Source organism: Devosia rhodophyticola, assembly GCF_028816475.1.
In the GTDB taxonomy this organism is placed as follows: domain Bacteria; phylum Pseudomonadota; class Alphaproteobacteria; order Rhizobiales; family Devosiaceae; genus Devosia; species Devosia rhodophyticola.
In genome coordinates, this window is the sequence record NZ_CP118247.1 from 1,958,308 (window position 1) to 1,979,999 (window position 21,692).

General features: G+C 57.8%; 19 protein-coding genes and 3 pseudogenes. 17 read left to right on the forward strand and 5 right to left on the reverse strand.

Annotated features, from left to right (window positions below; genetic code table 11):
- Window positions 1-29: 29 nt before the first annotated feature.
- The 9 genes and pseudogenes from PSQ90_RS09610 (at window position 30) to PSQ90_RS09650 (ending at window position 8,388) form a co-directional block, all read left to right on the forward strand.
- Window positions 30-635: a Cache 3/Cache 2 fusion domain-containing protein gene (locus tag PSQ90_RS09610; protein WP_282210110.1), complete on the forward strand. Its 606-nt coding sequence runs from the start codon at window positions 30-32 to the stop codon at window positions 633-635.
- Entirely contained in the window at window positions 526-2,097 is a 1,572-nt protein-coding gene (locus PSQ90_RS09615) for a methyl-accepting chemotaxis protein (RefSeq protein WP_282210111.1), read from the forward strand. Before PSQ90_RS09610 ends, PSQ90_RS09615 begins: the two co-directional genes overlap by 110 nt.
- 139 nt (window positions 2,098-2,236) lie before the next feature.
- Complete coding sequence (locus tag PSQ90_RS09620; protein ID WP_282210112.1) at window positions 2,237-4,003, forward strand: methyl-accepting chemotaxis protein; 1,767 nt, start codon at window positions 2,237-2,239, stop codon at window positions 4,001-4,003.
- Between the two features lie 68 nt (window positions 4,004-4,071).
- Entirely contained in the window at window positions 4,072-4,464 is a 393-nt protein-coding gene (locus PSQ90_RS09625) for a methylglyoxal synthase (protein ID WP_282210113.1), read from the forward strand.
- Window positions 4,465-4,558: 94 nt separating this feature from the next.
- Complete coding sequence (locus PSQ90_RS09630) at window positions 4,559-5,341, forward strand: ABC transporter ATP-binding protein (RefSeq protein ID WP_282210114.1); 783 nt, start codon at window positions 4,559-4,561, stop codon at window positions 5,339-5,341.
- A gap of 52 nt (window positions 5,342-5,393) precedes the next feature.
- Window positions 5,394-6,092 (forward strand): annotated as a pseudogene (locus PSQ90_RS09635) (ABC transporter ATP-binding protein); the annotation flags it as partial.
- 12 nt (window positions 6,093-6,104) lie between these two features.
- Window positions 6,105-6,434, forward strand: coding sequence for an ABC transporter permease subunit (locus tag PSQ90_RS09640; RefSeq protein ID WP_282213024.1), 330 nt, complete (start codon window positions 6,105-6,107; stop codon window positions 6,432-6,434).
- The gene (locus PSQ90_RS09645; protein WP_282210115.1) at window positions 6,431-7,108 is read left to right on the forward strand and encodes a branched-chain amino acid ABC transporter permease; all 678 of its coding nucleotides are present in this window, start codon (window positions 6,431-6,433) and stop codon (window positions 7,106-7,108) included. The genes PSQ90_RS09640 and PSQ90_RS09645 overlap by 4 nt, the downstream gene beginning before the upstream one ends.
- Window positions 7,105-8,388 (forward strand): branched-chain amino acid ABC transporter permease, encoded by a 1,284-nt coding sequence (locus PSQ90_RS09650; RefSeq protein ID WP_282210116.1) that lies wholly within the window; start codon window positions 7,105-7,107, stop codon window positions 8,386-8,388. The genes PSQ90_RS09645 and PSQ90_RS09650 overlap by 4 nt, the downstream gene beginning before the upstream one ends.
- 110 nt (window positions 8,389-8,498) lie before the next feature.
- Here PSQ90_RS09650 and PSQ90_RS09655 read toward each other — a convergent pair whose 3' ends face one another.
- The gene (locus PSQ90_RS09655; protein ID WP_282210117.1) at window positions 8,499-9,698 is read right to left on the reverse strand and encodes an ABC transporter substrate-binding protein; all 1,200 of its coding nucleotides are present in this window, start codon (window positions 9,696-9,698) and stop codon (window positions 8,499-8,501) included.
- Window positions 9,699-9,925: 227 nt separating this feature from the next.
- Here PSQ90_RS09655 and PSQ90_RS09660 point away from each other — a divergent pair, with 227 nt between their 5' ends.
- From PSQ90_RS09660 to pyc, 3 genes are all read left to right on the forward strand, one after another.
- A complete protein-coding gene (locus PSQ90_RS09660; protein ID WP_282210118.1) occupies window positions 9,926-10,981 on the forward strand; it encodes a glycine betaine ABC transporter substrate-binding protein in 1,056 nt (351 codons plus the stop codon).
- Between the two features lie 113 nt (window positions 10,982-11,094).
- Window positions 11,095-11,511 carry a TIGR01244 family sulfur transferase gene (locus tag PSQ90_RS09665; RefSeq protein WP_282210119.1) on the forward strand — a complete coding sequence of 139 codons (417 nt, stop codon included), beginning with the start codon at window positions 11,095-11,097 and terminating at the stop codon, window positions 11,509-11,511.
- A gap of 77 nt (window positions 11,512-11,588) precedes the next feature.
- Window positions 11,589-15,029, forward strand: coding sequence for a pyruvate carboxylase (gene pyc / locus PSQ90_RS09670; RefSeq protein ID WP_282210120.1), 3,441 nt, complete (start codon window positions 11,589-11,591; stop codon window positions 15,027-15,029).
- 702 nt (window positions 15,030-15,731) lie between these two features.
- Here the strand turns inward: pyc and PSQ90_RS09675 are convergent.
- Window positions 15,732-16,019, reverse strand: a complete 288-nt coding sequence (locus tag PSQ90_RS09675) for a YkvA family protein (protein WP_282210121.1) — start codon at window positions 16,017-16,019, stop codon at window positions 15,732-15,734.
- Between the two features lie 188 nt (window positions 16,020-16,207).
- Between PSQ90_RS09675 and PSQ90_RS09680 the strand changes: the two genes are divergently transcribed.
- Window positions 16,208-16,465, forward strand: coding sequence for a hypothetical protein (locus PSQ90_RS09680; RefSeq protein WP_282210122.1), 258 nt, complete (start codon window positions 16,208-16,210; stop codon window positions 16,463-16,465).
- A gap of 101 nt (window positions 16,466-16,566) precedes the next feature.
- Here PSQ90_RS09680 and fumC read toward each other — a convergent pair.
- The 3 genes and pseudogenes from fumC to PSQ90_RS09695 all read right to left on the reverse strand — a co-directional run bounded on the left by fumC (window position 16,567) and on the right by PSQ90_RS09695 (window position 19,121).
- Window positions 16,567-17,939 (reverse strand): annotated as a pseudogene (gene fumC / locus PSQ90_RS09685) (class II fumarate hydratase).
- Between the two features lie 135 nt (window positions 17,940-18,074).
- Entirely contained in the window at window positions 18,075-18,257 is a 183-nt protein-coding gene (gene rpmF / locus PSQ90_RS09690) for a 50S ribosomal protein L32 (protein ID WP_282210123.1), read from the reverse strand.
- Window positions 18,258-18,398: 141 nt separating this feature from the next.
- Window positions 18,399-19,121, reverse strand: coding sequence for a transglycosylase domain-containing protein (locus PSQ90_RS09695; protein ID WP_282210124.1), 723 nt, complete (start codon window positions 19,119-19,121; stop codon window positions 18,399-18,401).
- A gap of 199 nt (window positions 19,122-19,320) precedes the next feature.
- On the opposite strand from PSQ90_RS09695, the pseudogene PSQ90_RS09700 reads away from it, so the two are divergent.
- The 4 genes and pseudogenes from PSQ90_RS09700 to PSQ90_RS09715 all read left to right on the forward strand — a co-directional run bounded on the left by PSQ90_RS09700 (window position 19,321) and on the right by PSQ90_RS09715 (window position 21,658).
- Window positions 19,321-20,099, forward strand: a pseudogene (locus PSQ90_RS09700) (polyprenyl synthetase family protein).
- 1 nt (window position 20,100) lies between these two features.
- Window positions 20,101-20,736, forward strand: a complete 636-nt coding sequence (locus PSQ90_RS09705) for an MOSC domain-containing protein (RefSeq protein WP_282210125.1) — start codon at window positions 20,101-20,103, stop codon at window positions 20,734-20,736.
- Window positions 20,737-20,744: 8 nt separating this feature from the next.
- Window positions 20,745-21,215: a YbaK/EbsC family protein gene (locus tag PSQ90_RS09710; RefSeq protein ID WP_282210126.1), complete on the forward strand. Its 471-nt coding sequence runs from the start codon at window positions 20,745-20,747 to the stop codon at window positions 21,213-21,215.
- Window positions 21,216-21,286: 71 nt separating this feature from the next.
- Window positions 21,287-21,658 (forward strand): ArsR/SmtB family transcription factor, encoded by a 372-nt coding sequence (locus PSQ90_RS09715; RefSeq protein WP_282210127.1) that lies wholly within the window; start codon window positions 21,287-21,289, stop codon window positions 21,656-21,658.
- The last annotated feature ends 34 nt before the right edge of the window (window positions 21,659-21,692 follow it).

The following is a 21,692-nucleotide window of genomic DNA, read 5'->3' on the forward strand; positions in this document are numbered from 1 at the left end:
TCATGGCGTGTCGCAAATGGGGGATGAGTATGTTTGAGCGGATTAGAAACGCATTCGGTAATATCAAACTGACCACAACGATTGCTGTTTTGGTCATTTCGGCGACAGTGGTGTCGGCGGCCGCCATTTCGGCGGCGATATATGTCACCTTGAGTGAGTCGGCGCGCGAGTCTGCCCAGACCCAACAAACTTCAAACCTCAAGACCGCGGCCACTGTTTTGAATAGCCTGCTGCCCGGCGCCACCGTTAGCTGGAATGATGACGGCTCTCTGGACGGGATCAAGACCTGGGTCATGCCGCGCCAATTTCTCAACAACGACCTGGTCGATTCAATTGTCCGGATCACTGGTGAATCTGCGACGCTTTATACCTGGAACGATGAGGCTCAGCGATTTGAAGCGCTTAGCACTACCCTGCGTGACGCAGACGGCAAGCGATTGGTCGGCATGCCGCTCGACGAAACTGACCCGGCCTTCGCTTCGATTACGGCCGGCCTGCCCTATCGTGGTCAAGCCAATATTGAGGGTGAAAATTATTTCACCGCTTATCAGCCCATCGCTGATCTCGTCCGGCAAGGAGCGCGGCATTATCTATGTCGGGTTGGACAAGGCTCGAGCGGAAGCGGTGATATTTGATACGCTTCGTTTAACGGCGCTCTGGGGCGCGATGGCAACAGCCATTCTGGGGATTGTCGGGTTGGCATTGTCGCGCCTGATGATGGCTCCGGTGCCAAAGTTGGCCAGGGTCATGACGGAAATTTCGGCCGGGGACTATGCGACCGAAGTGCCATACACCAAGGGCGGCAATGAAATTGGCGACATGGCTCGCGCGGTTGAAGTTTTCCGGGAGAATGGGCTCAAAATTCGCGAGATGAATGAGGATGAGCGGTCGGCCTCGGTTCGTCGCAATTCTGAACGCGCGCAAATGATGCAGGCCCTGCGCGCCGCATTTGGCGAGGTGGTCGATGCGGCGGTGGCGGGCGATTTTACCAAGCGCGTCGGTACTGAGTTCGCCGATCCCGAACTGAACGGATTGGCAACCAGCGTCAATAGCCTGGTCGAGACGGTTGATCGGGGCCTTGGCGATACTGGTATTGTACTCGCTGCCCTGGCCAATACTGATCTGACCAAGCGCATGGATGGCGACTATCAGGGCGCCTTTGCCCGGCTAAAAGCCGACATCAACGCGGTGGGAGACAAGTTGGGTTCGGTGGTATTGCAACTGCGCCAGACGTCGCGAGCGCTGCGCACCGCGACCGGCGAGATCCTGTCGGGCACCAACGATCTTTCAGAGCGCACGACCAAGCAGGCGGCGACCATCGAGGAAACCTCGGCGGCCATGGAACAACTGGCCAGCACGGTTACGCAGAACGCCGAGCGCACCAGGGATGCGTCCAACAATGCTTGTGAAGTTATTGTTGCAGCTGAGGAGGGCGGCGTTGTTATGGGGCAGGCCAATGAGGCCATGGACCGCATCACCACGTCTTCGACCAAGATTTCGAGTATCGTCGGGCTGATCGACGACATTGCGTTCCAGACCAATCTGTTGGCGCTCAATGCCTCGGTTGAGGCCGCGCGGGCGGGGGATGCCGGTAAGGGGTTTGCCGTTGTTGCCGTTGAAGTGCGGCGGCTGGCGCAGTCGGCGGCCAGTGCCTCTTCGGACATCAAGCAGTTGATTGAACAAAGCTCAACCGAGGTCAGCGGCGGCAGCAAGCTGGTGGCCAGCGCTGCGGCGCGGCTGAGCGCGATGCTGGAAAGTGCGCGGGCAAACGGCGCGCTCATGGAAGCCATGGCGCGCGATAGTCGTGAGCAGGCGGCTGCTATCGAAGAGGTCAATATTGCCGTGCGGCAAATGGATGAAATGACCCAGCACAATGCCGCACTGGTTGAGCAGACCAACGCGGCGATAGAACAAACTGAAGCGCAGGCGCGTGATCTGGATGGCGTGGTCGACGTTTTTGTGGTCCATCAGGAACAGGAGCCAGCATGGCAACAGCCGCCTGCCGGGCGGCCTGAGGTCCACAAATTGCAATCGGCATCCCGGACTTACATGAGCCAGGGAAATGCAGCGATTTCTGACGATTGGAACGAGTTCTAGACGGGGTTGGCCAGTCGTTACCGGAATATACCTACTTCCCAATCAATTGAGGAGAAACCAGCGCAATTTAAGCTTGCTCAGAACGTCCCACACCCGACCCCGCGCACTGGCGATGGGACCCATAAGGAGCATGGCCATAATGGCGCTTTTCTCGTCCAACCGACGTTTAAACGAACGCAGCAAAATTGATGCGATCAATCGATCGCACGCTACTATCGAGTTCGGCCTCGATGGCACCATCGTTGATGCCAACCAGAATTTTCTCGACACAATGGGGTATCGGCTCGACGAAATTGTTGGCCAGCATCACCGGATATTTGTTGCGCCATCGCACGCGCAGTCGAGCGAATATGCCGCGTTCTGGCAAAAACTGGGCCGGGGCGAGTTCGAGACGGCTGAGTATGGACGCCTGAACAAGGCGGGCGAGTTGATCTGGTTGCAGGCGAGCTACAACCCGCTGCTGGATGGCCGCGGCAAGCCGGTCGGCGTCATAAAATTTGCAACTGATATTACCGAGGCAAAAAATCAGGCCGCAGATCATGCCGGCCAGATTGCGGCAATTTCTCGGGCGCAGGCGGTTATCGAATTTGAGTTGGACGGCACCATTCGCAGTGCCAATGAAAATTTCCTCTCCGTTCTCGGCTACGGCCTTGATGAGATCGTTGGTCGTCATCACCGCATGTTTGTGGAGCGTGAATTTGCAGGCAGCGCAGAATATGAGCGGTTCTGGCAGCGGTTGCGCGAGGGTGAATTTCTCGCAGCTGAATACAGGCGCATTGGCAAAGGCGGGCGAGAAGTCTGGATTCAGGCTTCGTATAATCCGGTGCTTGATGCCAAGGGCAAGCCGTTCAAGGTGGTCAAATTTGCGACCGACATCACCGAGCGAAAAGTTGCCGAGGGCATCATTGCCCAGTTGCGTAACAGTCTGGTGCGGCTGGCAGACGGGGATCTCTTGGGCCGGATCGACACCAGTTTCAGCGGCGAGTATGAGCAACTGCGGCTGGCCTATAATCAGACGTTGGAGCGGTTTTCCGATATAGTAACGCGGCTCAAAAACACCTCGCGCTCCCTTAAAACCGCTACCGGAGAAATATTGGCGGGTGCCAATGATCTATCCGAGCGCACGACGCGACAGGCGGCAACGATTGAGGAAACCTCGGCAACGATGGAGCAGCTCGAGGTTACCGTCAATGAAAACGCGAAGGCAGCAGATGCGGCCAGCGCCAAGACGCGCTCCGTCAGCCAAAGCGCCGCCGATGGGGGCGAGGTCATGCGGGAAGCCAATGCAGCCATGGAGCGGATCACCGTTTCGTCGGGCAAGATTTCCAACATCATTGGCATGATCGACGACATCGCCTTTCAAACCAATCTGCTGGCGCTCAATGCGTCGGTTGAGGCGGCGCGGGCGGGCGATGCGGGTAAGGGATTTGCGGTCGTTGCCGTCGAGGTTCGTCGTTTGGCGCAATCGGCGGCCAGCGCGTCGGCTGATGTAAAAGTTCTAATTGAGCAGAGTGCAAACGAAGTCGAGGGCGGCTCGAAACTGGTCGCTGACGCGGCCAGCAAATTGCTCAATATGCTCGACGCGGTTCAGGAAAATACAGCTCTGATCGAAGGGATTGCCGTCGCCAGCCGCGAGCAGGCCTCTTCGATTGAAGAGATCAATATCGCCGTGCGGCAGATGGATGAGATGACCCAGCATAATGCTGCACTGGTCGAGCAGACAAATGCGGCCATCGAACAGACGGAGACTCAGGCGGTTGAACTCGATACGATTGTTGATGTCTTCAAGCTGGAAGCTGCGGTCGTGACCGAAACACCGGGTCAGACCCGGCAGCAACCGACCCGTGCGCCCCAGTTCAGCACGCAGGGAAATACGGCAATCGATCCCGATTGGTCCGAATTCTGATTTCCTGCGGATCATCTTGCGTCGCGGACGGTCTCATGGTTGAAGGCTGCAACCTTTGAGGAGCGTAAATGGCGCAGATTGGCCTCGTTGCCCACGATGACCGTAAGGACGATATGGCCAAATGGGTCAAGACCCATCAGGACCAACTGAGCCAACACGATCTGTTCGCGACCGGAACGACCGGCTCGCGCATTGTCTCGGCGACAGGACTTAGCGTCACCCTGCTCAAGAGCGGGCCACTCGGGGGCGATCAGCAATTGGGCGCGATGATCGCCGAGGGGCGACTGGATGTTCTGATTTTTCTGATCGATCCGCTTTCAGCCCAGCCTCACGATGTGGACGTCAAGGCGTTGACGCGGCTGGCTACGCTTTATGATGTGCTGTTTGCCTGCAACAAGATCACGGCTGATGCGGTGCTCAACGCGCTCAAGGATAATGGGGGCAATGGGGCTCACGGTTGACCAGCGCCCCTGCTTGTGAACAGATGCCGCAAAATGGCCCGGAACAATCCAGGGCCGGGGCAGATTGTTTTCAGGAAATCAGGACGGGATCCGGTTGTCGTTCGATGCAGTCATTGACGTTAAAAACGTCACCAAGCGATTTGGCGGGTTGACCGCGGTCAACGATTGTTCCCTGCAAGTGGCGCGGGGATCGATCACGGGTCTGATTGGCCCGAATGGGGCCGGTAAATCGACTTTGTTCAACATTGTAGCCGGCAATATCGTACCGGATGATGGCCAGATCATGTTTGACGGTGTTGATGTCACCGGCTTGCCACCGCATCAATTGTTTCGCACCGGCATGTTGCGCACTTTCCAGATCGCGCACGAATTTTCCCACATGACGGCGCTCGAAAATCTGATGATGGTGCCCGGTGACCAGCCGGGTGAGCACTTGAGCAATGTCTGGTTCCGCCCGCATCTGGCGGGATCGCGCGAAACCGAAGTGCGCAAAAAGGCGCTCGATGTCATCGATTTTCTCAAACTTGGCCATGTCCGCAATGAGCTGGCGGGCAATCTGTCGGGTGGGCAGAAAAAGTTGCTTGAGCTTGGCCGCACCATGATGGTCGACGCCAAGATCGTGCTGCTCGATGAAGTGGCGGCGGGGGTCAATAAGACATTGCTGCAGGATCTGGCGGGCAATATCGAGCGCATGAACCGCGAATTGGGCTACACTTTTTTTGTCATCGAACACGATATGGATCTGATTGGTCGGCTATGCGACCCAGTGATCGTCATGGCGCAGGGCGAAAAAATCGCCGAGGGCCCGATGAGTGACATTCGTGCCAACGAAGCAATTGTTGAAGCCTATTTCGGTTCGCCGGTGGTGGAAGCCTGATGCACAATATAATTTGGCGACGTCCGCATCCGCAGTATCGGGGGGTGCCGGAATGGCATTGATTGAATTGAGCCACGTGGTCGGTGGATATGGTGGGGCACCGATTCTCAATGGCATCGACATGGCCATCGAACGCTCCGATATTGGCGTAATTGTCGGGCCGAACGGGGCCGGAAAATCAACGACGCTCAAGGCAATCTTTGGACTGCTGAAAGTTACGGGTGGCGGCATCGTTTTTGATGGCGAGGAAGTTGCCAACTCGCTTCCTGACAAACTGGTGCCGCGCGGGCTGTCGTTCGTGCCCCAGGAAAAGAACGTTTTCACTTCGATGAGCGTTGAAGAAAACCTCGAAATGGGGGCGTTCACGCGGCGCGACGAATTCAGCGACACCATGGCCTGGGTTTACGACATGTTTCCCGCGCTCAAGGAAAAGCGTCGGCAGCCGGCGGGCGAGTTGTCGGGCGGCCAACGTCAGATGGTGGCGATGGGTCGGGCGCTGATGAGCAAGCCAAAGCTATTGATGCTGGACGAGCCTTCGGCTGGATTGTCGCCGCGCTATGTCATCGAGATATTCGAGACCATTGTGCGCGTCAACAAGGAAGGCGTCGGCATCCTGATGGTTGAGCAGAACGCGCGACAGGCGCTGGCCTTTGCGTCAAAAGGATTTGTTCTGGCCAACGGGCAGAACCGTTTTACCGGCACCGGTGCCGAACTGATTGCCGACCCGGAAGTCGCCAAGAGCTTTTTGGGGGCTGAGGATTTCATGACCGAGTTCGTATTTTTTCTCAATCAAGTGCTGGTTTCTGGCGCCGTGCTAGGCTCAATCTATGCGCTGGGCGCCATCGGTATCACGCTGATTTTCGGCATCCTGCGCTTTGCTCATTTTGCCCATTCCGAGCTGATGACGTCGGGGGCGTTCATCGCGTTTTTGCTGGCGCTCTGGTTTTCCTCAATGGGGGTGTCGCTGCCCATTCCCACCGGTTTTGTGGTGCTGCCGATTGCAATGGCGCTGGCCGCCGCTTTGGCATTGGGCATCGACAAGGGTTTTTATGCGCCGCTGCGCAAGCGGGGGCGCGGCCGGTTACGCTGTTGATCGCCTCGATCGGCGTGACGCTGATGATGCAGGGGCTGGTGCGGCTGTTTTTCGGCACCGGCAGCTACAGTTTTTTCGAGAACGAATCAAAGGCCATCTATCGCATTGATACCTCGTGGCTGGGATCAACCCGACCCTTGGTAATCACCCAGCCTCAGTTGCTCATGGTCGTGGTCACCATCATTGCCGTGGTGGCCCTGCACTTCTTCCTGACCCGGTCGCGGCTGGGCAAGGCGATGCGGGCGATGGCGGACAATGCCGATCTGGCGCAGGTCTCGGGGATCAATACCGCGCTGGTGGTGCGGGTGACCTGGATCATTGCCGGGGCGCTGGCCTGTATGGCGGGCACCATGCTGGCACTCGATGTAACGCTGAAGCCGGATCTGGCGTTCAATATCATCCTGCCAATCTTTGCGGCTGCCATCGTTGGTGGGCTGGGGCAGGCCTATGGCGCCATTGCGGGCGGGTTCCTCATTGGTTTTGCCGAAACCATTTCGGTGTTCAACTGGTCCATCGTGCTGCGGCCGCTCAAGTCGGTGTTGCCCGACTGGATTTCAATCCCCGGCAATCTGGCGCTGGTGCCGACGGAATACAAGCTGACGGTGGCGTTCCTCATTCTGGTGGTGACGCTTCTGGTGCGACCGACCGGTATTTTTAAGGGAGCGTCGTCATGATCCGGCGCTCGCTCACCCTGTTTTTCGGCCTGTTTGTCCTGATCCTTTTGATCGGCTCGATATTGGGGGCGCCATTTACCTCAAGTCGCCTGGTTGAAGCGGCGGCCTATTCCCTGATTGCACTGGGGCTCAATATCCAGTGGGGCTATGGCGGCCTGTTCAATTTTGGCGTCATGGGTTTCCTGATGCTGGGCGGCTTTGCCGTCACCTTCATGTCCTATCCGGTCAATCCCGATTTCTGGGGCTCGGACGGGCCGTGGATGCTGGGACGGGCGCTGATTGCTTTCGCCATCGGGGCGGGGCTGGTGTTGGCAGCGCGCCAGTCGCATCGCATTGGTATCAGGGGTGGCTGGAAAGTGGCCCTTACGGTGCTGGTGTGGTTTGTCGCCTATTGTACCTATCGCAGCCAGATTGATCCGGCGGCCGCCTATATCGAGGCCAATGCCGGCTTTGTCGGCGGGCTCGGAATCAATCCGGTGTTCGGGTGGCTGTTCGGCGGGGTTTTGGCCGCCGGTGTTGCCTATATCATTGGCAAGATTTGCCTTGGGTTGCGCACTGACTATCTGGCTATTGCCACTATCGGTATTTCGGAGATCATCCGGGCGCTGATCAAGAACATGGACTGGCTGACGCGCGGCACGTTGACCGTGTCGCCCATCCCCTGGCCAACGCCGCTGCCCCAGGATTTGCAGAGCGGTGGCATGGAAAACCTGACGGCGCTACTTTATGCGCGTTCGGGCTATCTGGTGCTGACATTGCTGGTGCTTGCCATTGCATTCTTCTTGATCTCGCGCGCCTATTCGGGGCCGTGGGGGCGCATGATGCGCGCCATTCGCGACAATCACATCGCGGCGGCATCGATGGGCAAGAACGTTACCAACCGCCAGCTGGAAATTTTCGTGTTCGGCTCGGTACTGATGGGTATTGGTGGCGGCATTCTGGTGTCGTTCACCCAGATTTTCGATCCCACCAGTTACCAGCCGATCAACCATACCTTTATTATCTGGGTGATGGTGATCGTGGGCGGCGCTGGCAATAATTGGGGGGCGGTATTTGGGGCGGTATTGATCTGGATGATCTGGATCATCTCCGAACCATTATCAAAAGCGGTTTTTGACACCCTGAGCTTTTGGTCCACCAGCATTGGCTGGCATGATATTCCCGATATTGAGGCGCGTTCAGCGCAGATGCGGGTATTTGTGCTGGGCCTCGTGATTACCATCGCGCTGCGTTACGCGCCAAGGGGGTTGATCCCCGAAGTGGTGCATCGCGAGAAGTAGTTTTTTGTGACCGGCAGCGTACTGGCCATGCCAACCGCGCCGAGAAACATCAATAATGAAAAAGGCCCGGAATCGCTCCCGGGCCTTCTGATTTGTTGTGGTTGGCCAGATTAGTTGATCGGGCCTTTTTCGACGAATTTGCCGCCTTCGACATCGAGTTGAACGATGATGCCGTCAACGTCGCCAGCCGCATCAAAGTCCAGCGCGCCACCGGCACCCTCATAATCAATATCGGTGCCGGCCTTGATCAGCTCGACAGCCTTGCTCCATTCGCCTGGCAGGATTTTTTCACCCGGGGCCGAGGCAACTTCGCGCAGGGCGGCGGAAAGACCATCGCGTGAGCCCGAACCATTCTTTTCGATGGCCAGCGCCAAAAGGAACGCCGCATCGTAGGCCTGAGGCGCGTAGGTGCTGTTGGGGTCGTTTCCAGCGTCGGTTGCCAGCTTGGTATAAAGGTCCGTGGCGGTGCCTTCGGGCGCGCCGGCGCGGGTAGCAACCATGCCTTCAACCGAGGCAGCGTCGATGCCCTTGAGCAGGTCGTCACCAACCATGCCGTCGCCACCAATGTAAGCGGTGAAATTGCCGCTCTCGACGGCCTGACGCAGAATGGTGTTTCCCGACGAGTTGGCATAGGCCAGAATGACGAGGTTCTGCGAAGCGGTCAGATTGCCCAGTTCGGCACGATAGTCGGCCTTGCCATCTTCATGGGCGACACTGGCAGCAACAGTACCACCGCCAGCCGTGTAGGCAGCGCTAAGCGCGTCGGCCAGACCCTTGCCATAGTCATTGTTGACATAGGTAATCGCGATATCGTCGATGCCTTTTTCGAGCAGAAGGCTGGCCATCTTGACGCCCTGAAGCGCGTCCGAAGGCGTGGTGCGATAGACAAGATCGTTGTCATCGAGCGTTGTCAGGGTTGGTGCTGAGGAAGCTGGCGAGATGAAAACGACGTTGCCCGACAGGCCTGAGCCGTTGAAGGCGCCGATGGTTTCACCGGTGCACAGCGCTCCAACAATGGCGGTCGCATTGTCGGAATTGATAACCTTGTCGGCTGCTGCTGCTGCGGTGGTGGCGTCGCAGGCACCGTCGGCCGATACCAGGGTCAGCTGGCCGCCAAGAATGCCGCCTTGTTCGTTGACCTCCTTGACTGCCAGTTCAGCGCCAGCAAAAATGGGTGGGGTGAGGCTTTCGATCGGGCCGGTAAAGCCGCCGATGAAGCCAATGGTGACGTCCTCTGCAACGCTCGGGACGACGAGGGCGAGGACCGATGCGGCGGTCGCTACGCTCAATAGTGTCTTGTTCAGTTTCATGTTTTCCCTCTGTCTTGGTCGAACAGCCAGTGCGCATTGAATTGGCATCTCTGCAGCTGTCCGACAAGCATTGGGGGCACGACCTGTGCCCCGCTGGAGGCGATATTGCATAATTTTCAAGTATGAGTCACCCGGTATTGATCATCTGGTCAAATCACCGACTCGATTGCTTAACGGGGGCAGGACCGCTAAGCTTGCACTCTGATTTGGTGGCGTGGACAAGATATATGCTGGGAACGCTTCGTTATGGTTTGGTGGTGCTGGCGGTATTGCTGGCGATCCCGGCGAGCTTTGCGCAAGCCGAATTTACGGTGCTGGATCAGGCTCAGGACGCGTCAGGGTCCGCGACCAATGCGCCCGCACCTGATGATCCGGCCGCGCCGCCACCGATTTGCGGCACAAAACCCATCAATATTGCCCGAATGGGCTGGTCGTCGGCGGCGCTGATGGCCGAAATTCATGCCCGTGTCCTGACCAGGGCATTTGACTGCAAGGTTCAGGTGGTACCCGGCGATCTGGCAACCACCGGCTCGTCAATGGGCTCGACCGGGCAACCGGCGGTTGCGCCTGAAATGTGGGTGACGCGCATATCGGATGTCTGGAACGGGGCAATCAAGGCGCAGATGGTGCGCCCGGCGGCCACCACTTACAGTGATCAGGTTTTTGAGGGTTGGTATGCGCCCAGCTATCTGGTTGCGGCCTATCCCGACATTGTTGATGCCGCAAAGCTGTCAGCAATCCTGCCCGAAATTGCCGGGGGGCAAAAGATAACCCTGATCTCATGCCCGACCGATTGGGGGTGTCGCATCATCAACCAAAATCTTGTTCGGGCGCTGGGTATTGAGGATTTGGTCGACATTGTGACACCCGCCAATCGGTTTGCCATGGATAGTTTGATCGCCGAGGCCGTGAGCAAACGCGATCCGGTGCTGCTGTATTATTGGCAACCCAACGCTGTCCTGGCACAGTTCAATTTTAGCCCGGTTAATCTGGGGCCCTATAACGAGGAAGCCTTCAAATGCCTGGCCCAAAGCAGTTGTGCTGATCCCGTGCCTTCTTCGTTCGCGCCAGAAAGCGTCATGATCGCGTTGTCCGAATGGGTGTTCACCGACGCGCCAGGCATTGCTGCCTATTTCACCCGTGCCATCCTGCCGACCAGTGAAATGAGCGTATTATTGATGGCGTTGAACGCGCCGGGCGCCAGTGTTGAGAGTGTTGCTGATCAGTTCGTGGCTGAACGTGGCGACATCTGGAGCGGGTGGGTTGGTTCAACGGGTCAATAGGACAAGCCAATTGTGCCAGTCCTGGCTGTGTTGACCAATGGTTGCAGTTGCCTTGGGGACCAGTGGGTGGATATAAAGGGCCCAGCATTAATATCGGCAGCAGGAGTTTTGCCTTGGAATTAAAGCGGATCAACGACAACGTCAGTGTTTCGGGGCAAATCCAACCCAGCGACGTTGCATCGCTCAAGGCCGCCGGCTTCGTTGCTATCGTCAATAATCGTCCGGATGGGGAGTCACCGGATCAGCCGAGCGGGGCTGAAATCGAAGCGGCTGCCAAAGCTGCGGGGCTTGATTATGTTGCCATCCCGCTCGGACGCGAGGGCGTTTCCCCCGATATGGTGGAAAAAACCAAGGCCGCTCTGGAGGGGAGCAGCGGCCCGGTGTTTTGCTATTGTCGGTCGGGAACCCGCTCAACAACGCTTTGGGCGCTGTCGCAGGCTGGCGTAATGGATGCCAAGGATATCGTCGCCCAGGCCGCTGACGCCGGATATGACATGTCTCATCTGGCCGGCCATCTCGGCCAGAACTGAATTTTTACGGCGCCGGTCCGCTACTCTGGCGTGGCTACCGGCGGCTGCTTTTATCCCTCCTGCTCGGATAGTAATTGATGCCCATCAAGAAAATACTTGTCGCCAACCGTTCTGAAATTGCCATCCGTGTGTTTCGGGCAGCCAACGAGCTTGGCTTGAAAACCGTCGCGGCGTTTGCAGAAGAAGACAAACTGGCGCTGCATCGGTTCAAGGCGGATGAAGCCTATCTGATCGGCAAGGGGAAGGGGCCGGTCGAGGCCTATTTGCAGATCGATGAATATTTGCGCATTGCTCGGCTTTCGGGGGCGGATGCGATCCATCCCGGTTATGGGCTGTTGTCGGAAAGCCCTGAATTTGCCGATGCGTGCGAAGCGGCCGGGATCATCTTTATCGGGCCGCGCGCCCAAACCATGCGCGATCTGGGCAATAAGGTTGCGGCCCGCGCCATGGCCGTTGCTTCGGATGTGCCGGTTGTGCCAGCAACCGATCCGCTGCCCGAAGACATGGATGAAGTGGCACGCATGGCCGAAAAGGTCGGCTATCCGCTGATGCTCAAGGCCAGTTGGGGCGGCGGCGGGCGCGGCATGCGCACTATCCGTTCGGCCAAGGAGTTGAAATCGGAAGTTTCCGAAGGCAAGCGCGAGGCCAAGGCGGCGTTTGGCAAGGACGAAATGTATCTCGAAAAGTTGGTGGAGCGGGCCCGCCATGTCGAGGTGCAGTTGATCGGCGACGATCACGGTAATCTGGTGCATCTGTTTGAGCGGGATTGCTCGGTGCAGCGGCGCAATCAGAAAGTGGTGGAGCGCGCGCCAGCGCCCTATCTCAACGACACGGTGCGCAAGGGTCTGACTGATGCTGCCCTGAAGCTGGGCAAGGCCGCCAATTATCGTGGTGCGGGTACGGTCGAGTTTTTGATGGATGCCGACACCGATGAGTTTTACTTCATCGAAGTCAATCCCCGCATTCAGGTGGAACATACGGTCACCGAAGAGGTTACCGGCATCGATATCGTCAAGGCCCAGATCAAGCTGCTTGACGGGGCGGTAATTGGTACCCCTGAATCGGGCGTGCCATTGCAGGAAAATATCCGGCTCAATGGCAATGCCATTCAGTGCCGCGTGACCACGGAAGACCCGGAAGAAAACTTCATTCCTGATTATGGCCGGATTACTGCTTATCGCGCCGCCACCGGTTTCGGTGTGCGACTTGATGGCGGCACGGCCTATGCCGGGGCGGTGATCACGCGCTATTATGACCCGCTTTTGGAAAAGGTCACCTGTTGGGCGCCGACAGCCGACGAGGCGATTAGTCGGATGCATCGCGCGCTACGCGAGTTCCGCATTCGTGGGGTCGCAACCAATCTGGCGTTTCTCGAAAACATCATTACCCACCCCGACTTTATAGAAAATCGCTATACGACACGGTTTATCGATACGACGCCGGAATTGTTCGATCTCAAGCGCCGCAAGGATCGGGCGACAAAGCTTTTGACCTATATTGCGGATGTCACGATCAATGGGCATCCCGAGGCGCGGGATCGGCCACGGCCACCCGCCGATGCTGCCGCACCGATTGTGCCTGAATTTGCGCCTCTGGCCACAATCGGGGGCAGCCGCCAGGTGCTCGACAGCCAAGGGCCAAAGGGGTTGGCCAATTGGATGAAAGAGCAGAAGCGCGTGCTGTTTACGGACACCACAATGCGCGACGCACATCAGTCGCTTTTGGCCACCCGCATGCGCTCGTTTGATATTACGCGTATCGCCCAGGCTTACTCGCGCGGTCTGCCCAATCTGTTCTCGCTTGAATGCTGGGGCGGGGCGACGTTCGACGTTGCGATGCGCTTCCTCAATGAAGATCCGTGGGAGCGCTTGGCGCAGGTGCGTGAAGGCGCGCCCAACATTTTGACCCAAATGCTGCTGCGCGGCTCAAACGGGGTGGGCTACACCAACTATCCCGATAATGTGGTCAAGTTTTTCGTTGCAGAGGCGGCGCGCGGCGGGGTCGATATTTTCCGTGTTTTCGACTGCTTGAACTGGGTTGAAAACATGCGCGTATCGCTGGATGCGGTGCTTGAGGCCAACAAGGTTGCCGAGGGCGTTATCTGCTATACCGGCGATGTTCTGGACCCGGATCGGGCCAAATATGATCTAAAATATTATGTCGGCTTGGCGCGCGAGCTGGAAGCGGCTGGCGCCCATGTGCTTGGCCTTAAGGATATGGCCGGGTTGCTCAAGCCAGCGGCGGCCAAAAAGCTTATCGAGACGCTCAAGTCGGAAACCGACTTGCCAATCCATCTGCACACTCATGACACATCTGGGGCAGCGGCAGCGACGGTTCTGGCCGCTGTCGATGCCGGGGTTGATGCTGTGGATGCGGCCATGGATGCCCTTTCGGGCACCACCAGCCAGCCAACGCTTGGATCGCTTGTCGCCGCGATTGCCGATGGCGAACGCGACGCGGGTCTGGATGCCAAGGCCATTCGGCAAATTTCGTTTTATTGGGAGGCCGTGCGCACGCAATATCGAGCCTTTGAAAGTGATCTCAAGGGCGGCGCCTCTGAAGTCTATCTGCATGAAATGCCGGGCGGGCAGTTTACCAATCTCAAGGAACAGGCGCGTTCTTTGGGCCTTGAAACCCGTTGGCATGAAGTCGCGCAGACCTATGCTGACGTCAACCAGATGTTTGGTGACATCGTCAAGGTGACGCCAAGCTCCAAGGTTGTCGGTGACATGGCATTGGCGATGGTTTCGTCGGGATTGAGCCGGGCTGACGTTGAAGATCCGCGCCGCGATGTGGCCTTTCCGGATTCGGTCGTCGGGTTCTTTGCCGGTGATCTGGGCCAACCCCCCGGCGGCTTTCCAAAGGCGTTGCAGGAGAAAGTGCTCAAGGGCAAGAAGCCCCTTACCAATCGGCCAGGGTCGTATCTGGACGATGTTGATCTTGAGGCCGAACGCGTCAAGGCCGCTGAAGCCAGCGACATGGCAATCGACGATTTCCGACTGGCATCCTACTTGATGTATCCCAAGGTCTTTGTGGATTTCGCCAAGACCCAGGATGCGTACGGTCCCACCGAAGTGTTGCCGACCCCGGTCTATTTTTATGGGCTTAAGGAAGGCGAAGAACTTCTGGTTGATCTGGAAAAAGGCAAGACGCTGGTCCTGCAATATCTCGGTCGCGCCGAAACCAACGAAAAGGGACAGGTTCGGGTATTCTTTGACCTGAACGGTCAGCCGCGCACCATAACGGTGCCCGACCGCCTGATGGCTGGCGAGATCGTGGCGCGGCCCAAGGCGGCACTCGGTGATGCCAAGCAGGTTGGAGCGCCGATGCCGGGTGTCATCTCGGGGCTGGCGGTCAAACAGGGCCAGAAGATCATTGCTGGCGATGTATTGTGTTCGATCGAAGCGATGAAAATGGAAACGGCTATCCATGCCGAGGCCGATGGCGTGGTTGCCGAGGTATTGGTCAAACCGGGCGATCAAATTGATGCCAAGGATCTGCTGATCCGCTTCGAATAGCGGGTTCGACCCCTGACACTTGCATGTTCTGAAGCGCTGCCGGCAGGCCCGGCAGCGCCCCTACGCTCCCTCTCCTCACCCACCAACTGTCACCCCGGGCTTGACCCGGGGCCCATCGTGAAATTTCTCCGCCCGCCAGATCGCCTGTCGACCCACTATCCCGAATTCTCACAATGGATCCCCGCTTTCGCGGGGATGACACGCAGTGGTGGACGGTGGGCCACAGTAGGTAGTGTCGCGGGCATGATACGCTGACTCTGGGATGTTCTCGCCAACAACCACCACCCAACCCAAAAACCAAAAACAAAAAGATATCCCCGCCCCCTCACCACTCCCGCATAATCCATCCCAGCCTTGCGCCAGAGCGCGATCATGACGAGTGATGAGTGCGGGGTGGTCGGGGGTCCGAAGTCGTTTGGGCCCAGGTTCTATTTTGGTGCCCCGTTATCTTCCCTCGCCGGGATAACGTTGAGCGCTGCAGCGCCAAGACAGGTGCAGCGACAACGCGGGATCATGGCCGTTACCCGCCAAGCGCCTCTATGGAATAAAAAATCCGGCCGCTGGGGCGAGACCTGGTCTCACTCAAAACTGCGGAAGACCCGCGACGAGACAAGGTCTCGCCCTGGCCGCTCAACGCGGCAAAATTTTTGGGGATCAACCGGCGGCCCGCTTTTGGCCAACCGGGGCTTTGGCGCGACTGGACTAGCGGCGGTGCCGATAGGTGGCATTTACCGTTGCCTTGACCGGTAGGCGCGAGACGATCCAGCTCACCATCATTGGCACCAGCAGGGCGTCGTCAATCCATCCCAGAACCGGGATGAAATCGGGCACCAGATCGATGGGGCTGAGAAGATAGAACAGCACGCCGATCATGGAAAACTTGAGATAGGCCGGCGTCAACGGGTCGAGAAAGGCGTGATAGAGCGTCACGACTTCCTTGCGGAACAGGATGATGCGGGCGAATGCGGAGCGACCAAGGTTTTTCATCATGCTGATTACATGGTGTCCTATCGGGCGCGATCAAGAGGGCGCGGTTCTTAACCACGAAAGTGTGTCGAGCGGGAAAAGATTAACAAAAGGTTTACGTTTGGCACGCGGCTTGCCACTTAATGGGTAGAACGGCGTTCGTTCTGTTTCAATTCGAGACAATTGCCCCATTCTGGCACAGGTGAGCCACCATGACCGAGATCAATCGCATAAAGCGTTCCAATTTGACACCGGGCCTGCCGATGGTGATTGAGGCCCAGCGGCCGCGACCTTCGCTCAAGCGCAGTGAAACGACGGCGGCATTCGTCAGTCAATTGCTGATCGGGCGGCGCCAGTCGGAACAGAAATTGATGCGGTCGGCCAACCCTGCGGTTACCGCCTATACCAATGGGGCGCAGATTGCTGTTTTACGCATGCCACAGGGTTATCGGAAAATGGTTGTCGTCTAACGCATCGTCAGGTCACGTCGCGACCAGCGCCCGCGATCGAAACCGGGGGAATAGCGGCGCGTTTGCCGATACCCAATATCTGGCGCACCGTCGGCGGTCCGCTAATTTTTGAGTTTTAGCGGACCGACCATGTTGGCGGGTTTGACCTCGGCGTCAAACTCCTCGGCGGTCAACAGACCCAGTGAGATCGCAGATTCCTTGAGGGTTGATCCGGTTTTGTGGGCGTTCTTGGCAATTTTAGCGGCGTTGTCGTAGCCGATCTTGCGGTTGAGTGCCGTCACCAGCATCAGCGACTTGTCGACCAGTTCGGTAATGCGTTCGCGATTGGGCTCAATACCGATGGCGCAATTGTCATTGAACGAGCGCGCCGCATCAGCCAGCAAGCGGACCGATTGCAGGAAGTTGTAAGCGATCACGGGCTTGAAAACGTTCAGTTCGAAATTACCCTGACTGGCGGCAAAGCCGATGGCGGCGTCATTGCCCATCACCTGCACCGCGACCATGGTCATCGCCTCGGACTGGGTTGGATTGACCTTGCCGGGCATGATCGATGAGCCGGGTTCGTTTTCGGGAATGGACAGTTCACCGAGACCCGACCGTGGCCCCGAGGCGAGCCAGCGCACGTCGTTGGCAATTTTCATCAGGGCGGCGGCCAATTGCTTGAGCGCACCAGACGTGCCCACGAAGGCGTCGTGTCCGGCCATAACAGCATATTTGTTTGGGGCGGTGACAAAGGTTTGACCGGTGAGCTCGGCGATTTCACCAGCGACCGTCTGTCCATATTGGGGGTGCGCATTGAGCCCGGTGCCGACGGCCGTGCCGCCCAGCGCCAGTTCGTGCAATTGGGGAATGGTGGCCTTTATCGCCTTGACGGCAAGATCAAGCTGGGCGACCCAGCCGCTCATTTCCTGCCCCAGCGTAATCGGGGTCGCGTCCTGCAAGTGGGTGCGGCCAATTTTGACCACGTCCATGAATTCTTCGGCCTTGGCAGCCAGCGTGTTGCGCAGGGTATCGATGCGCGGGAACAAGTAGTTTTCCAACGCTTCAACCGCCGCGATATGCATTGCCGTGGGATAAGTGTCGTTGGACGACTGGCTCATATTTACGTGGTCGTTGGGGTGCACGGGTTTTTTGAACCCATGGTGCCGCCAGCCATTTCAATGGCGCGGTTGGAGATCACCTCGTTGACGTTCATGTTGGACTGGGTGCCCGAACCGGTCTGCCAGACAACCAGCGGGAAATGATCATCGAGCTTGCCTGAAATGACTTCGTCGGCCGCAGCAACAACCAGGTCGCAGGTGGCCTTGTCCATCAAGCCGAGCTTGTGATTGGCAAGGGCAGCAGCTTTCTTGAGAATACCGAAAGCAGTGACGATTTCCTTGGGCATGCGTTCGCTGCCGATATCGAAATTGGCCAGGCTCCGCGCGGTCTGGGCGCCATAATATTTGGCGGTCGGGACGTTGATGGTGCCCATCGAGATCCGATTCAACACGCATGGTCATGGGAAATCTCCAGTGGAGTTAGGACGCAGGCATACGCAAACGGCCAGCCCTCGTAAGGACCGACCGCTGCAAATTTTTGATTACGGGCGCAAAATGGCGCGTCGATTCTAGTTCTTTTTGGCGTCGAGAACCTGACGACCGCGGTACATGCCGGTCTTGAGGTCGACGTGATGCGGACGGCGCAGCTCGCCAGAATCCTTGTCTTCAACATAGGATGAGGCGGAAAGTGCATCGGCCGAGCGGCGGAAGCCGCGCTTCATCGGCGAGGTCTTTCGTTTTGGCACTGCCATGTTTGTAACTCCGAATTCAATATCGTTGCGCCGCCAAAGCGCGGCCCAGAGACGTAAGCTCTGTAGGGATTGGCGCCGTCTATAGAGCACAATCCCCCGCTTGGCTAGAGGATTTTGCAGCAGATTTGGCGTTCATCCCGCTTATAGCGCCAGCTTGGTGCCGCTGGCAACACAGGCGGCGCGCTGACCGTACTCGCGCGTGCGGTTGATCAGGATCGTGGCAATGCGGTTCATGCCGGATGAGGGCATCGCGGGACGGCGCAAAAGCGGGTTGGGGAGAGCAGTGGTCATCAGGGCTGCCCGGCGCCAGGTCATGGCGGTGGCATCGTCGCCAAAGGCGGCCTCGGTTCCAGCCACGATCCCGAACTGCCCGTCCGGGCCCCATTCGGCGATATTGAGGTAGATTTCCATGATTCGTTTTTTGGGTATGATCAGGTCGACGTAGATGGCCAGGGGGATTTCGAGCAGTTTTCGCAATGGGTTACGGGCGTTGGTCAGGAATAGGTTGCGGGCAACCTGCATGGTCAATGTCGAGGCGCCGCGGGTCTTTTCGCCAGCCATCAGATTATTGATTTCATCGCGAAGGGCCGCCAGATCGACGCCCCAATGGCGGCAGAACTGGCCGTCTTCGGACATGATAACGGTTGCCTTGAGGCGATCTGAAATGGTCTCGATATCGCGCCATTCGCGGGTCACAGGGCGGCCGGTGACGTAGCGTTCGAGCATGGGGACCGAGAGGGGATTAATCACCAGATAGAGCGGGGTTAAAATGAGCGGAATGGCCACAAGTACGCCTATGACAATGCCGATCCAGGACATTGCCTGCAGTATCTTGCGTCGGGAGGTGCGTTTTCTTCGAGCCATGGCTGTTCCTAGCCACAGCGCGGACCAACGTCAAAGATGGATTGCCGGAGGGGGCGCGATTGGTTAGCAACAAGCCATGTATGATTTTAATGCCGACATTGCCGATTGCGCCCGCTCGATCGAGGTGGCGCTTGATCAATATGTAACCGCTGAGAGGCTGGCGGGGCCGGGCGTCGCTTCTGACAGGCTGGTGGCAGCGATGCGCCATGGCAGCCTTAATGGTGGCAAGCGGTTGCGACCCCTGTTGGTGCGGCAGGCCGCGGCTGTTTTTGGGGTGCGGCCCGAACAGGCGTTGATGGCGGGCATGGCGGTCGAGGTGCTGCATTGCTATTCGCTGGTGCATGATGACCTGCCAGCGATGGATGACGACGATATGCGGCGCGGACGTCCGACCGTGCACAAGGCCTATGACGATGCGACGGCTATTCTGGTTGGCGATGGGTTGCAGACGCTGGCGTTTATGCTGTTGGCGCACCCCGATTGTCACCCTGATCCGGCGGTGCGCATAGCGCTTGTGGCTGAGCTTGCCAGCGGCAGCGGGGCGGGCGGCATGGTGGGCGGTCAGATGCGGGACATCGAAGGGGAACGGTCGGCGCTGGAGGCCGAGGATATCAGCCAGATGCAGGCGATGAAAACCGGCGCCCTGATCCGGGCCAGCGTGCGGATGGGCGCGCTATTGGGGGAGCAGACGCGCGTGCACTTTCGGCGCTAACCTTTTATAGCGAAGCGGCGGGGCGAGCGTTCCAGTTGGCGGACGATATTCTTGATGTTACCGCAAGTGCTGAGGCGATGGGCAAGGCGACCGGAAAAGATGCGGCGGCGGGAAAGCAAACATTGGTGCAGCAACTTGGTGTCGATGGCGCGCGCGAACATTTAGCAAAAACCGTCAATGACGCGCTGATTGGGCTTAGAACCTTTGGTCCGAAAGCAGATGGTTTGCGCGCAACTGCGAAATATTTTGGCGACAGGAGGAATTGATATGCCAAACTTGGTCAGTGTCAATATTGGTGTGCCTGAAAAAATTGATGCCAAGGCTGGATTAACCGGTATATTCAAGCGCCCGCAGTCTGGATCGGTTCAGATCGGGGCCGAAGCAGTTATAGGCGACGCCGTATTAGATCGCCGTCATCATGGCGGTGTAGATCAGGCTGTATATGTCTATTTGAATACCGATTATGATTGGTGGACGCAAGAATTGAACGCGCCAATTTCGCCCGGTACATTTGGCGAGAACCTGACAATTTCGGAAATTATTGGCGATAACCTTGCGATTGGCGACCGCTTTATTATCGGTGATGTGGTGCTGGAAATAACCTGTCATCGAACGCCCTGCCGGACGCTGGCGGCGCGGATGGGGGACGCTGGTTTTATCAAACGTTTTCTGGCGGCTGGACGGTCGGGCGCCTATTGCCGGGTGATGACGACCGGGGCGGTTACCGCCGGGGATAAGGTAGAACATAAGCCATTTGCTGGGCCGCGCGTGACTGTGGCCGAGCTGATGGCGCACGAGGGTACACGTGAGCTGGATGCTGACTATATGGCGCGGGTTCTGGCAACGCCAGTACACTATAAGATGCGTCAAGATTTTGAGAAACGACTCGCCAAAGCTGAATGAGCTAAACCATGACACTTGCTTCTGTTCGCGCCTATTTTGCAGCGCATGCGCCCGACATTGAGGTGATTGAAACCGAGGACAGTTCGGCCACGGTGCCGCTGGCCGCAATTGCCCATGGGGTGGAGCCGGGACAGATCGCCAAGACGCTGTGCATCAAGGTTGGCGGAGAAAAACTGCTGCTGGTGACGCGCGGGGATGCACGGTTGGATAACAAGAAGGCCAAGGCCGCTTTTGGTGGGCGACCACGCATGTTGGGGGCCGAGGAAGTGGAGGCGTTGACCGGTCACAAGGTCGGCGGCGTCTGTCCGTTCGGGCTGCCCAAGCCATTGCCGATCTATGCTGACGTGTCGCTGAAAATCTATGACGAAGTGATCCCCGCAGGTGGGTCAACGCATAGTTCAGTGCGCCTAAGTGTTAGCAGATTGGTAACGTTGACAGGCGCGCGCTGGGTCGATGCGTGTGAACCGCCGCTGGTTTGACCCCACAATTTTGCATAGCTCGGCGTTTGGAGCGTCTTGACGAATATCCATATATCGAGTAATCTCGATATATGGAATCAAATCAAGCTATTGATGTCTTTGCTGCCCTGTCGCAATCAACGCGGCTGGAAGCGTTTCGGGTGTTGGTCAAACACGGGCCGTCGGGGCTTCCAGCGGGCGACGTGGCTCGGTTGTTGGATGTGCCGCAAAACACCATGTCGACGCATCTGGCGGTTCTGGCGCGGGCGGGTCTGGTTGAGACCGAACGGCAGAGCCGGACCATCATTTATCGGGCCGTGATCGACCGGGTTCGCGAGCTTGCGACATTTTTGGTGCAGGATTGTTGCGGGGGACGGCCTGAATTGTGTGAGCCGTTGATTGCGGCCATGACACCTTGCTGCAGCGGGGAAAGCGCGGTCGGTCGGGACGTCCCGCACGACTAAGCCGGTGTCAGATTCGATAGTCCTCCCAAAAATA

Bases quoted from the DNA above. Each gene is read 5' to 3' on its own strand.
- PSQ90_RS09655 (WP_282210117.1), bottom strand. From the start codon at position 9,698: ATGAAACTGAACAAGACACTATTGAGCGTAGCGACCGCCGCATCGGTC.
- PSQ90_RS09710 (WP_282210126.1), top strand. From the start codon at position 20,745: ATGACACTTGCTTCTGTTCGCGCCTATTTTGCAGCGCATGCGCCCGAC.
- rpmF (WP_282210123.1), bottom strand. From the start codon at position 18,257: ATGGCAGTGCCAAAACGAAAGACCTCGCCGATGAAGCGCGGCTTCCGC.
- pyc (WP_282210120.1), top strand. From the start codon at position 11,589: ATGCCCATCAAGAAAATACTTGTCGCCAACCGTTCTGAAATTGCCATC.
- PSQ90_RS09680 (WP_282210122.1), top strand. From the start codon at position 16,208: ATGACCGAGATCAATCGCATAAAGCGTTCCAATTTGACACCGGGCCTG.
- PSQ90_RS09660 (WP_282210118.1), top strand. From the start codon at position 9,926: ATGCTGGGAACGCTTCGTTATGGTTTGGTGGTGCTGGCGGTATTGCTG.
- PSQ90_RS09625 (WP_282210113.1), top strand. From the start codon at position 4,072: ATGGCGCAGATTGGCCTCGTTGCCCACGATGACCGTAAGGACGATATG.
- PSQ90_RS09705 (WP_282210125.1), top strand. From the start codon at position 20,101: ATGCCAAACTTGGTCAGTGTCAATATTGGTGTGCCTGAAAAAATTGAT.
- PSQ90_RS09610 (WP_282210110.1), top strand. From the start codon at position 30: ATGTTTGAGCGGATTAGAAACGCATTCGGTAATATCAAACTGACCACA.
- PSQ90_RS09675 (WP_282210121.1), bottom strand. From the start codon at position 16,019: ATGATGAAAAACCTTGGTCGCTCCGCATTCGCCCGCATCATCCTGTTC.
- PSQ90_RS09640 (WP_282213024.1), top strand. From the start codon at position 6,105: ATGACCGAGTTCGTATTTTTTCTCAATCAAGTGCTGGTTTCTGGCGCC.
- PSQ90_RS09715 (WP_282210127.1), top strand. From the start codon at position 21,287: ATGGAATCAAATCAAGCTATTGATGTCTTTGCTGCCCTGTCGCAATCA.
- PSQ90_RS09650 (WP_282210116.1), top strand. From the start codon at position 7,105: ATGATCCGGCGCTCGCTCACCCTGTTTTTCGGCCTGTTTGTCCTGATC.
- PSQ90_RS09695 (WP_282210124.1), bottom strand. From the start codon at position 19,121: ATGGCTCGAAGAAAACGCACCTCCCGACGCAAGATACTGCAGGCAATG.
- PSQ90_RS09620 (WP_282210112.1), top strand. From the start codon at position 2,237: ATGGCGCTTTTCTCGTCCAACCGACGTTTAAACGAACGCAGCAAAATT.